Annotated in this window: 12 protein-coding genes; 5 read left to right on the top strand and 7 right to left on the bottom strand. The window is 60.3% G+C overall.

Annotated features, from left to right (window positions below; translation table 11 throughout):
• The first annotated feature begins 163 nt into the window (after window positions 1–163).
• Window positions 164–334: a hypothetical protein gene (locus tag BM70_RS33190; RefSeq protein ID WP_155952194.1), complete on the top strand. Its 171-nt coding sequence runs from the start codon at window positions 164–166 to the stop codon at window positions 332–334.
• 52 nt (window positions 335–386) lie between these two features.
• Here BM70_RS33190 and BM70_RS0125210 read toward each other — a convergent pair whose 3' ends face one another.
• The gene (locus tag BM70_RS0125210; protein ID WP_025858604.1) at window positions 387–986 is read right to left on the bottom strand and encodes a putative adenosine monophosphate-protein transferase Fic; all 600 of its coding nucleotides are present in this window, start codon (window positions 984–986) and stop codon (window positions 387–389) included.
• A complete protein-coding gene (locus tag BM70_RS32675; protein ID WP_003236014.1) occupies window positions 986–1,156 on the bottom strand; it encodes a YhfG family protein in 171 nt (56 codons plus the stop codon). Before BM70_RS32675 ends, BM70_RS0125210 begins: the two co-directional genes overlap by 1 nt.
• 175 nt (window positions 1,157–1,331) lie before the next feature.
• Here BM70_RS32675 and BM70_RS0125200 point away from each other — a divergent pair, with 175 nt between their 5' ends.
• The 3 genes from BM70_RS0125200 to BM70_RS0125190 all read left to right on the top strand — a co-directional run bounded on the left by BM70_RS0125200 (window position 1,332) and on the right by BM70_RS0125190 (window position 5,137).
• Window positions 1,332–2,507 carry a tetratricopeptide repeat protein gene (locus BM70_RS0125200; protein WP_025858603.1) on the top strand — a complete coding sequence of 392 codons (1,176 nt, stop codon included), beginning with the start codon at window positions 1,332–1,334 and terminating at the stop codon, window positions 2,505–2,507.
• A gap of 238 nt (window positions 2,508–2,745) precedes the next feature.
• Window positions 2,746–4,683 carry an ATP-dependent DNA helicase RecQ gene (locus BM70_RS0125195; RefSeq protein WP_025858602.1) on the top strand — a complete coding sequence of 646 codons (1,938 nt, stop codon included), beginning with the start codon at window positions 2,746–2,748 and terminating at the stop codon, window positions 4,681–4,683.
• 22 nt (window positions 4,684–4,705) lie between these two features.
• Complete coding sequence (locus BM70_RS0125190) at window positions 4,706–5,137, top strand: thioesterase family protein (RefSeq protein WP_025858601.1); 432 nt, start codon at window positions 4,706–4,708, stop codon at window positions 5,135–5,137.
• 87 nt (window positions 5,138–5,224) lie between these two features.
• On the opposite strand, the gene BM70_RS0125185 is transcribed toward BM70_RS0125190, so the two are convergent.
• The 4 genes from BM70_RS0125185 to BM70_RS0125170 form a co-directional block, all read right to left on the bottom strand.
• Window positions 5,225–5,704: a glycine zipper domain-containing protein gene (locus BM70_RS0125185; RefSeq protein WP_025858600.1), complete on the bottom strand. Its 480-nt coding sequence runs from the start codon at window positions 5,702–5,704 to the stop codon at window positions 5,225–5,227.
• 383 nt (window positions 5,705–6,087) lie between these two features.
• Window positions 6,088–8,436, bottom strand: a complete 2,349-nt coding sequence (locus BM70_RS0125180) for an FdhF/YdeP family oxidoreductase (RefSeq protein ID WP_025858599.1) — start codon at window positions 8,434–8,436, stop codon at window positions 6,088–6,090.
• Window positions 8,433–9,272 carry a formate dehydrogenase accessory sulfurtransferase FdhD gene (gene fdhD / locus BM70_RS0125175; RefSeq protein WP_025858598.1) on the bottom strand — a complete coding sequence of 280 codons (840 nt, stop codon included), beginning with the start codon at window positions 9,270–9,272 and terminating at the stop codon, window positions 8,433–8,435. The genes BM70_RS0125180 and fdhD overlap by 4 nt, the downstream gene beginning before the upstream one ends.
• Before the next feature lie 97 nt (window positions 9,273–9,369).
• Window positions 9,370–10,257, bottom strand: a complete 888-nt coding sequence (locus BM70_RS0125170; protein ID WP_025858597.1) for a LysR family transcriptional regulator — start codon at window positions 10,255–10,257, stop codon at window positions 9,370–9,372.
• A gap of 130 nt (window positions 10,258–10,387) precedes the next feature.
• Here BM70_RS0125170 and lysM point away from each other — a divergent pair, with 130 nt between their 5' ends.
• Window positions 10,388–10,831, top strand: coding sequence for a peptidoglycan-binding protein LysM (gene lysM / locus BM70_RS0125165; RefSeq protein ID WP_025858596.1), 444 nt, complete (start codon window positions 10,388–10,390; stop codon window positions 10,829–10,831).
• A gap of 133 nt (window positions 10,832–10,964) precedes the next feature.
• On the opposite strand, the gene yrfG is transcribed toward lysM, so the two are convergent.
• On the bottom strand, window positions 10,965–11,627 hold the full coding sequence (yrfG, locus tag BM70_RS0125160; RefSeq protein ID WP_025858595.1) for a GMP/IMP nucleotidase: 663 nt from the start codon (window positions 11,625–11,627) through the stop codon (window positions 10,965–10,967).
• Window positions 11,628–11,643 lie beyond the last annotated feature (16 nt).

Raw genomic sequence — 11,643 nt, 5'->3', positions numbered from 1 at the left:
GGGGTTTTTGGCTTGGCAGTGATTTTCGGTTGTTAAAGCGTTCAGGTGTAGGAGCGAGCTTGCTCGCGAAGAACTCAAGGACGCCGCAGTTTTCCAGATTTACCGCGTCATCGTTGACGATCTTCGCAGTTCAAGCCCGCTCCTACAAAAGGTTGTACGGCTGTTGAGGTTGCATCTGAACGTGCTGCGCGGCTTCCGGCAAATTACAGCCGTCCTGGACGAGCAGGTACAGGGCGTTGGTGATGGGGGAGATGTCTTTGAGGTCGGCGTGTTCGAAGGTCAGGCAGGAGAAGGTTTCCAGCAAGTCCGTGGCAGCGACGGAGCGAACCTTTGAAGTGATTTAGTTCTCGGGCAATAAACAGACGGTTCAACTGTGCAGGGTCCGATCAGGCACCGACAGGCCTACTGACGCACCGCTCAAAAATCGCCTCCAACCCCCGATAATCACACGCCACCGCATCGATATTCGCGGGTATCCATGCCGCGTGTTTCACCAGCCACCAGTTCACCGAGAACCCTGCATTCACGATGATCTGTTCGAATAAAATCCGCTGGGCCCGGCCATTGCCTTCGCGGAAGGGGTGGATGACGTTGAGGTCGCCATAGGCTTCGGCAATCTGTGTGACGAGCGCGGCCTGGCTCGCGCCGACATACCAGTTCGCTTCTTCCATGTGCCGGATGATTTTCGCCGCTTCCGGCGGGATGCGTTCCGGGGTGCAGAACAGGGTGTCGCCTTTCTGGATGTTGACGCTGCGCAACTCACCGGCCCACTCGTAGACATCGCTGAACAGGGTGTGGTGGATATGTTGCAGGCGGGCAAGGTCGTAGGGCGGCGGGAAGAGCGGGAGGTTGCCTACGGCAATTTCGGATAATTCCCGCTCGGCCTGGTGCAGGCGTGTTTCATCGAGCAAATCGAGGCGGTTGCGCAGGACACTGCTACCGGGATAGCAGTACGGATCCTGGCCCACCCCGTATTTATCGAGCATCAGCGTGGGGTGTTGCGGTATTTGGCAAGGACAGCTTCGCGGGTCGGCAAGGGTTTGTCGACGTCGGCCGGTTGGGTGTCGAACCCTTCCAGGCGCAGGCTGGCCAGGTAATTGGAGCGGCGGATCTTGTGGTAGTGATCCTGTTTTTGCTCAAACGTCAGTTCGCTCATCGCAGCGTACTCCTGGGTGGCAAGACTTGATTGTAGCGCAATGCTTCAGCGGGCAGGCTGGATAAAAACCACGTCACATTTTGTACAAAAAATCAGCCGACGACCTGAATTCAGCGTATGTTTCACCGCAAAATCTTGTAGGGCGATTCCGCCCATCACTTAAAGGGAGTTAAGCATGGGTTTGCTTCGTGTCGCCTCGGCGATGTCATTGTGTGCGGTAGCGTTTTCAGTCCAGGCCGCGCAATTGCCGATTGAAGTGCTCAGTGCGGTGGTCAAGGACCAGAAGATTGCTGACGCTGAAGTGTTGCTGCAGCGCAATGGTGCGCAGAACGTAGTGGGTCGCACCAACGCCCAGGGCCAGGTAACCCTCACCAGCGAAGCGGCAGATGATGCCAGCAATCTGCTGATCATCAAGAAGCCGGGCTATTCCAACCTGGTGGTGAAGTGTCCGTGCGCGGGCATGACGTATGCCATCAGCCCGGTGATGGAAAACCTCGACGGCCTGCGTGTGGTGCTGACTTGGGGCAAGACGCCGCGTGACCTCGATTCCCACATGATTTTCCCTGGCAATAACATTTACTTCGAGAACAAGCGCGGTACCGACGCCGAGCTGGATGTGGATGACACCGACAGCTACGGCCCGGAAACCATCACCCTGCAGAAAAAACACTACGGCGAAAGCTACGTCTACGCCGTGCATGACTACAGCAATGGCGGCAATCCAACCTCACGCCAGCTGTCCGACAGCGAAGCCAAGGTATTCGTGTATATGGGCCAATCGCTGGTACGCACTTACTACGTGCCGAAAAACCGCAGCGGCAACCTGTGGACCGTGTTCCGCATGACTGGCAGCGGCGATTTCCAAGACATCAACACCTTCAGTGGTGTGACCGTGAATGCCGCGAATGTGCTCAACGAAGTCAAGCCGTTGCTGGATGACAGCGTTGCGATCTCGGCCGTGGCGGTCAGCTCTTCCGTACAGGCCGATGCGAAGCGTCTGAACCTGCAAGGCGAAGCGGCCTACCAGGCTGGCAAGCTGGACCAGGCCATTGACCTGTTCCGCCAGGCTATCGAGCTGGACAATGGCTTCGGCAAGGCCTACGGCAACCTGGGCCTGGCTTATCAGAAGGCCGGCAATACCGCCGAATCCATCTGGGCCAACCGCAAGGCCATCGCCCTGGCGACCGGTGCGAACGCTGCGACGGTACGTGCGGGTGCCTACTACAACATTGCGCGGATCTACGAAGCGGCCGGGCAGTTTGCCGATGCGTTGCGTCACTACCAGTTGGCGAAGGAGCAGAAGGCCAACCCGGTCTACGACACGGCGATCGAGCGCGTGCAGAATCGCTGATTTATCCGCCGTGCGGCGCTAAAGCAGTACCGCTCTAGGCATGTGGGAGCAGGCTTGCTCCCACATTTGGGTTTGCGTGTTTCCCGCAACTACCTCGGAATGCTCCCACTTCGGCCCTAGGCCACCCCCCCGCCCTGTGTATCATCCTGTCTCTTTTTTCCTTGCGACCTTTCTCGATTCGCTGAGATTCCCGGGCTATGTTTTCGAGCCAATTCAGCGGTCAATGGAGTGACAGCTTATGCACGATACCCTCCAGCAGGTCTTTGGTTACCCACAGTTTCGTTTGGGCCAGGAAGAAACGGTCAGCGCCGTGCTGGCCGGTCGTTCGGCCGCGGCCATTTTCCCCACCGGGTCGGGCAAGTCCCTGTGTTACCAGCTGTCAGCGGTGTTGCTGCCGCACCTGACGCTGGTGGTGTCGCCGCTGCTGGCGTTGATGCAGGACCAGCTCGGCTTCTTGCAGCGCCACGGCATATCGGCGGGCAGTATCGATTCGGCCCAGGGGCGCGATGAGGCCAATCAGGTGATGGCCCGTGCGCGTTCGGGCGAGTTGAAGATCCTGATGATTTCGGTGGAGCGCCTGAAGAACGAGCGCTTCCGCAATTTCCTGCAAAGCGTGCGCATTTCGTTGCTGGTGGTGGACGAGGCGCACTGCATCTCCGAGTGGGGGCACAACTTCCGTCCGGACTATTTGAAGCTGCCGGACTACCAACGTCAGTTCAACATCCCACAAGCGCTGTTGCTGACGGCTACAGCGACGCCCAAGGTGATTGCCGACATGCAGGCCAAGTTCGCCATTGCGCCGGACGATGTGGTCACCACGGGCTTCTACCGGCCCAACCTCAACCTGTTGGTCGAGCCGGTGAGCGGTACGGATAAACGTCGGCGCCTGGTCCAATGGATGAGCGAGCGCGCCAATCAGCCGAGCATCGTCTACGTCACCCTGCAGAAAACCGCCGAGCAGATTGCCGAGCACCTGAACCGCAACGGCATCCAGGCCGAGGCTTACCACGCCGGCTTGCCCCACGATAAACGCGAGGGCATCCAGCAGCGCTTCATGGGCGGGCGCTCCAATTGCATTGTCGCGACTATCGCGTTTGGCATGGGGATCGACAAGAGTGACATCCGCAACGTCGTGCACTTCGACCTGCCCAAGTCCATCGAGAACTACAGCCAGGAAATCGGCCGCGCGGGACGGGACGGGCAGCCGTCCGACTGCCTGGTATTGGCCAATCGCGACAGCCTCAATGTGTTGGAAAACTTTGTGTACGGCGACACGCCCGAGCAGGCGGGTATCCTCCGCGTGCTGGAGGAGTTGCAGGCGGCGCGCAGTGAGGGGCAGTGGGAGTTCCTGCTGAGGTCGCTGTCGGACCACAGCAACATCCGCGAGCTGCCCTTGAAGACGCTGCTGGTGCAGTTGGAGCTCAAGGGCGTGATCGCGCCGCGCTACGCGTTCTACGCCGAGTACCGTTTCAAATACCTGATCGAGCCCGAGGCGTTGCTGGCGCGTTTTTCCGGCGAGCGACAGCAGTTTGTCGCGGCGATTGTCCAGGTGTGCAAGCGGGCGAAGACCTGGGCAACGGTGGATTTCGACGCGCTTTATCAACAGCACAATGCCGAGCGCAGTCGGGTGGTGAAGGCGCTGGATTACTTCCAGGAGCAGGGCCTGATCGAGCTGGAAAGCAAGCAGATGACAGAGGTCTACAGCCTGCTGGATACCGACTTTGACCCACAGGTGCTCAGCGAAGCGTTGTACATAGGCTTCAAGCAGCACGAGGTGGGGGAAGTCGCACGGATTCACGCCATGCTCGATCTGTTTTCCACCGAACACTGCCTGGGGCAGCGCCTGGCGCAGTACTTTGGCGATGAAAATGCACCGCAGCGTTGCGGGCATTGCTCAGTGTGTCACGGCCACGTTGCGCACCTTCCTCCACCGCCCGGCTTACCGCCGCTTGTGGATAAGAACTTCATGGGGCTGTGCGGTGATTTTATCCACAGGCATCATGAACACACCGGGCAACTGCCTGGCGCGGAACGCCTGACGCGTTTTCTTGGGGGCATCAGTATGCCGCTGTTTACCAAGTTGAAGGCGCGGGGCATTCCGGGTTTTGCGGTGCTGGAAGATTATCCGTACGCCGAGGTACGCGAATGGGCCCAGACCCATTTGGCTGATCTGTAACTCACTTTCACGAGATGACCCGATGCCTGATTCAGTGCCACAACGTGCCGACTACCTACACTTCCAGCCGATCATCACGCGCTGGCACGACAATGATGTGTATGGCCATGTGAACAACGTGACCTACTACAGCTTTTTCGACACGGCGGTGAACACCTACCTGATCGAAGAGGGCGGGTTGGATATTCATGACGGTGACGTGGTGGGGTTTGTGGTGAGTTCGGCGTGTGATTATTTCGCGTCGATCGCCTTTCCCGAGCGCATCGATGTCGGCCTGCGGGTGGGCAAGTTGGGCAACAGTTCAGTGCAATATGAGTTGGCGGTGTTCAAGGCCGGCGAAGAGGAGGCGTGTGCGGCGGGGCGTTTTGTGCATGTGTTTGTGGATCGGGGGTCGAACCAGCCGGTGAAGATTCCGGCCGGGTTACGCGAGGCGTTGCAGCGGTTGGTGGCCTGACGCATTTTGGCATGCGGTGAACACCAATGTGGGAGCCGGGCAAGCGCGGCTCCCACATTGGGATGTGGCGATGTTTAAAAGACTGACTTACCGGTGACGGTAGTGATGCTTGTTCTTGCGATGCCCATAGGCATGACCGCGGCCACGGTGATCATCGCGGTCATAACGCCGGTTATCACGCCCGCGATAACGACGGTCCTCGTCATCGCTCTTGTTGCCCATGTAGTTACCCAGTGCACCACCAGCGCCACCGCCGGCTGCTGCGCCGATCAGGCTGCCAGTGTTGCCGCCCATGCTGCGGCCGACCACGTTACCGCCGGCTGCGCCCAGGGCACCGCCAATGGCTGCTTCGCCACGGCTGCGCTTGTCTGCGCCGACCGCACTGCCGCCCGCGCCGCCCAGGGCTGCACCGATGGCCGAACCGGTATTGCCGCCGATCTGCTGGCCGACAACCGAACCGAGTACCCCGCCCAATGCGCCGCCCACACCGGCTTCGGTGGTGCCACCGGCCATGGCTGCGCCACTGACCAGGCCAAGGGACAACAAGAGAATCGAGGAGAACTTCATAGAGAGACCTCAAGAGGATGACGGCGCGATCCTGAGGCTGTGTCGAGATTGTGACAATAGAAATCCGACCAGTAACACGAGTTGTACACAATTCTCTAAGTTACTGTTTTAACTGGGGAACTTAAATATTTTTTGCGAGTCTTTAGCTACTTCGGAACGGCCGCTTTTATGCAAAAGCGGCCTTTTTTATGCCCGAAGTTTGTACGGCGCTCTGCTTTACTGTGGCGAGCGGGCTTGCCCCGCGTTGGGCTGCGAAGCCGCCCTAAAACCTGCCACAGCGGTTTGTCTGACACGCCCAAGTGGTTTTAATGGGGCCGCTTCGCGGCCCAGCGCGGGGGCAAGCCCGCTCACCACAATAAGCTTGCCCACCGCAACAGTCCTGATCAGGCCGAGCGCGCCATGATCAAGCCGTTGTCACTCGCCGCTTCCAGGCGGATCGCCACGAATTTCGACGTCGGCGTATGGCTGCCATCCCCGGTGCTTTCCAGCGGTACCAGCGGGTTGACTTCCGGGTAGTAGGCCGCTGCCTGCCCCGCCGGAATATCGAACGCCAACAGGGTGAAGCCCTTCACACGACGCTCGCGGCCGTCTTCCCACAGCGACACGATGTCGGCCTTCTGCCCTGGCTTGAAGCCCAGGCGGATGATGTCGGCTTCGTTGACGAACAGCACATCGCGCTGGCCCTTGACCCCACGATAGCGGTCGTCCAGGCCATAGATCGTGGTGTTGTACTGATCGTGGGAGCGCATCGACTGCATGATCAGGTCCGGCACGCGGCCAGTGGCGTGGGTGCGTTCGTGGATCAGGTCCTTGGGCAGGATGTTCGGGCGGAAGTTGGCGCGGCCCGACGGGGTGTTCCAGCGGCGCGCGCCCGCGGAGTTGCCCAGGTAGAAACCGCCCGGGTTTTTGATCTTCTCGTTGAAGTCCTTGAAGCCCGGGATGGTGTCGGCGATCAGGTCGCGGATGCGGCCATAGTCGGCCACCAACCAGTTCCAATCCACCGGCGTGCTGCCCAGGGTTGCGGCCGCGATGCCGGCCAGGATCGCCGGCTCCGATTTCATCAATTTCGACAGCGGCTGCAGCTGGCCGTTGGAGCCGTGGACCATGCTGAACGAGTCTTCCACCGTCACCGCTTGCGGCCCTTCGGCCTGGATATCGATATCGGTACGGCCCAGGCACGGCAGGATCAGCGCGTCTTTGCCGTGCATCAGATGGCTGCGGTTGAGCTTGGTGCTGATCTGCACGGTCAGGTCGCAACTGCGCAGCGCTTCGAAGGTGCGCGGGCTGTCCGGCGTGGCTTGGGCGAAGTTGCCGCCCAGGCCGATAAACACCTTGGAGCGGCCTTCGAGCATGGCGTGAATCGCTTCGACCACGTTGTGGCCGTTTTCACGCGGCACCTGGAATTGGAAACGACGCTCCAGGGAATCGAGGAACGCCACCGGTGGGCGTTCGTTGATGCCCATGGTGCGGTCGCCCTGCACGTTACTGTGGCCACGCACCGGGCACAGGCCGGCGCCAGGGCGGCCGATGTTGCCGCGCAGCAGCATCAGGTTGGCGATTTCCTGGATGGTCGGCACCGAATGGCGATGCTGGGTGATACCCATCGCCCAGCACATGATCACGTTCTTGCCTTTGGCGTACATGCGCGCCGCTTGCTCGATCTCGACCAGGGTCAGGCCGGACTGTTCGACGATTTCATCCCAGGAGGTGTCGTCGATCTTGCCCAGGTAATCCAGCACGTTGGCGGTGTGTTCGTTGAGGAAGTCGTGGTCGAACACGGCCTCCTTACCTTCGGCCTGGGCCTGGCGTTCCCACAGCAGCAGGAACTTGGCCATGCCGCGCAGGATCGCCATGTCGCCGCCCAGCGCCGGACGGAAGTAGGCGGTATTGGTCGGCTTATCGCCGTTGGTGAGCATTTCCAGCGGGTGTTGCGGGTGCTGGAAGCGTTCCAGGCCGCGCTCTTTCAGCGGGTTGATACACACCACCTGGGCGCCGCGCTTAACCGCTTCGCGCAGTGGTTCGAGCATACGCGGGTGGTTGGTGCCGGGGTTCTGGCCCCACACGAAAATTGCATCGGCGTGTTCGAAGTCATCAAAGGTCACGGTGCCTTTGCCGACGCCCACGCTTTGCGCCAGGGCGACGCCGCTGGCTTCGTGGCACATGTTCGAGCAGTCCGGGAAGTTGTTGGTGCCGTAGGCGCGCACGAATAGCTGATAGAGGTACGCCGCTTCGTTGCTGGCGCGGCCCGAGGTGTAGAACTCGGCCATGTCCGGGCTTGGCAGGGCATTGAGGTGCTTGCCGACCAGATCGAAGGCCGCTTCCCAACTGATGGGTTTGTAGCGGTCGGTTTCGGCGTCATAGCGCATCGGCTCGGTCAGGCGGCCCTGGTATTCCAGCCAATAGTCGCTTTGCTCCAGCAAGGCGGTGACGCTGTGCTTGGCGAAGAATGCACCATCCACACGGCGCTTGGTGGCTTCCCAGTTCACCGCCTTGGCGCCGTTTTCGCAGAATTTGACCATGCCGCTTTCCGGCGAGTCGCCCCACGCGCAACCCGGGCAGTCGAAGCCGCCGTTCTGGTTGGTCTTGAGCATCATGCGCAGGTTTTTCAGCGCATTGTCGCTGGTCAGCCAGGCTTGCGCCACGCTGATCAGTGCGCCCCAGCCGCCGGCCGGGCCCTTGTAGGGCTTGTAGCGCGGGGTTGGGGTTTGGTCGGCTTGGTGATGCTGGCTCATGGCTGGTTCTCCATCGCAGGGCTGTAGACCCGCGGCGCACTTTTCTGCGGCAGGTGGATGAGATTGAGGTTATGCCGGCGGGCCCACTGCAGGGCCAGGCCGGTGGGCGACGACAGGCTGACCAGGGTCTGGATGCCCGCGCGCAGGACTTTCTGGATCAGTTCCAGGCTGCAACGACTTGTCACAATCGCCAGGCCGCCTTCGGTCGGAATCTTTTGGCGGATCAACGCGCCGATCAACTTATCCAGGGCGTTATGTCGGCCGATGTCTTCGCGGCCCATCAGCAATTCGCCCTGGCCGTTCATGAACACCGCCGCGTGCACGGCGCCGCTGTATTGGCCAAGAGGCTGAAAGGCGCTGATGCGTTGGCGCAGGCCATCGAGCCATTCGGCGGGCGGTAACGGCGCGCCGGGCAACACTTGAAGGTCCGGCAGGGCCTGCTCGACCGCTTCTACGCCGCACAGGCCGCAACCGCTGGTGCCGGCCAGTTGGCGGCGCTGCTGCTTGAGGTTCCAGAAAGCGCGGCTGGAGATCTGTACCTGAGCATACTGAGCGGAGCCTGAGCCGCTGAGCTTAAGGTCATAAATGTCGCCAACGTCGGCGATAATACCGCTACCGATGCTGAAACCGACAATAAAGTCTTCCAGGTCCGTCGGTGTTACCAGCATCACTGCCTGGCTGATGTCGTTGTAGGCAATCGCCAACGCCACTTCTTCCGCCAACGCAGTGCTGGCAGATTCTGTGTGTTCAAGATTGCAATACTGGTAGCTCTGGCTGGCGGCGGGCGCTGGCGTTTCAAGAGCAGGCGCCGCGCAGACTGGGCGCTTGGCGTTCATGGGGCAGTACCACCGACGGATTGATCAGTGTTTAGACTAGGCGCGACAAAGCGTCGCGTCTAATTGCCAGTACTGATCTACCGATAGATGACGTCGATCAAGGTTCGTTTTGCGATTTCTGATACAGCGCAAAACACGCCTCCGCCAACGCTGAGCGCGGTGCGCTGCGACGCATGATCAACCCCAGGCGCGCGAGGGTGTGGGCGTCTTCTATCGGCTGCAGGCGCAGGTGCTCGGTGAGTGCATCCAGGCCACCGTCCAGTGGCATGACGGCGCAGCACAGGCCGCCGTGCACGGCTTGCAGCAACTGATGGACGGCATCGGTCTGCAGCAGCGGTTGCGGGTTGAGCCCACGGCTGTGGAAGTTGTGGTCGATGGACTGGCGAAAGTGCATGCCGCTGGTGAGCATGCCCAACGGCAGTTCGATCAACGCTTCCCAGCTCAACGGCGTCTCACCGAAACTGAAGAAGCGTTGGTCGTAGAGCAGGCCCATGCGGGTCTCGCCCAAGGCCAGGGAGTCGAAGCGTTCATTGTCCAAACGCTCCAGGTAGGACACGCCCAAGTCCAGGCGATTGCTCGCCAACTGCTCCAGGATCTGCTCGGAGCTGAGTGCCGACAGCTCAAAGCGCAGGCTCGGGTGCTCTTTATGCAGCTGCTGCATCAACGCCAAGGGGTCGAAGCTCGACAGTGGCACCACGCCCAGGCGCAACGTGCCCACGAGGTTGCCGCGACAGGCTGCCGCTTCAGCCTGCAACCCGTCATAGGCCGCCAGCACCGTGCGTGCCCAGGCCAGCACCCGTTCCCCGGGTGCGGTAAAACCCTCGAAGCGCTGGCCACGGTTCACCAGAGGCAGGTCCAGCTCTTCTTCAAGGCTGCGCAAGCGCATCGACAGGGTCGGTTGGGTGATATGGCAACGCGCCGCCGCCTGGCCGAAGTGACGGGTCTCGTCGAGGGCGATGAGGAATTTCAGCTGTTTGATGTCCATCTTCGCTCCAGGCTTATTCCAATGGCGGTGGATTCTAGCGCGTTTGGGTCTTTGGTCGGGCCGGAACCCAAGTCTTTGGGACTGGTCTAGTCTTGGGCATCTGGAACTCAAATCCCAAGGAGAGCGCACCATGAGTATTTTTAGCTTTGTTAAGGAAGCGGGCGAGAAGTTGATTGACCTGTTGACGCCGGGTAATGCCAATGCGAGTGAGGATCTGAAAAAACATATCGAGAAAGTCGGCCTCGGCAACCCGGACGTTCACGCCACTGTCGAGGGTGACAAGGTCACGCTTACGGGGACCGTTGCCAGCCAGGAAGAGAAAGAAAAAGTCCTTCTCGCGGCAGGCAATATTGCCGGCGTGGCCAGTGTCGATGACCAGATCACCGTTTCTGGGCCTGTCGTCGCTGCAGCCACCTTCGTCGTTGTGAGAAAGGGCGACACCCTGAGCGCGATCTCCAAGACCGTTTACGGTGATGCGAATCTGTACAACAAGATCTTTGAAGCCAACAAACCGCTGTTGTCGCATCCGGACAAAATTTACCCTGGGCAGACTCTGCGTATTCCAGCCAAGTAAGCATCTTCTGTAGAGCGGGCTTGTGTGGGAGCTGGCTTGCCAGCGATGCAGGCGCCCCGGTTCGTTGGTTAAGCCGAGGTGATGCTATCGCCGGCAAGCCGGGTCCTGCATAAGCCAGGCTCTTCTATAGGCTTCAGAGCCCGGCAATGATGTCGCGATAATCATCCACCGCTGCAAACTCTGCCGTGTCCTTTGGCCCCTTCTTGCTGTCGGGCTCCTTCACCGCCAGCAGATGCCCCACGCCAAAATCCCGTGCACTGCGCAGGATCGGCAATGTGTCGTCGATAAACAGACTGCGGACGGGATCGAATTGAATGTCGGCTTGCAGGGCGTCCCAGAACTGTGGGTTTTCCTTGGCGAAGCCGTAATCGTGGGAACTGATCAATCGTTCGAAATACGGCGCCAGTTCAATGCGTTCCAGCTTCAACGAGAGCGAGTCACGATGAGCGTTGGTGATCAGGATCACGCGCTTGCCGGCCTGTTTGATCGCCGCCAGGAAGGTGTCCGCGTCCGGGCGCAGCGCGATCAGGTGGGCGGTTTCCTGCTTGAGTTCGCGCACCGGGATTTTCAGCTCCGTGCTCCAGAAGTCCAGGCAATACCATTGCAACTGTCCGGCGTTACGCTCGAACAGCGGCTGCAGTTCCATCTCGGCCATGGCGCGGCTCACCCCGTGCAGTTCGGCGTAACGCTGGGGCAGGTGCTCCATCCAGAAGTGGTTGTCGAAATGCAGGTCGAGCAGGGTGCCGTCCATGTCCAGCAGGACAGTGTCGATGGCGTGCCAGGGCAGAGAGGGCATGGGGCGTTCTCATGTA

It is taken from the genome of Pseudomonas sp. CHM02, from assembly GCF_000612585.1.
In the GTDB taxonomy this organism is placed as follows: Bacteria; Pseudomonadota; Gammaproteobacteria; order Pseudomonadales; family Pseudomonadaceae; genus Aquipseudomonas.
The sequence above is the reverse complement of the archived record's forward strand: the minus strand, read 5'-3'. Positions and strand labels throughout refer to the sequence as shown.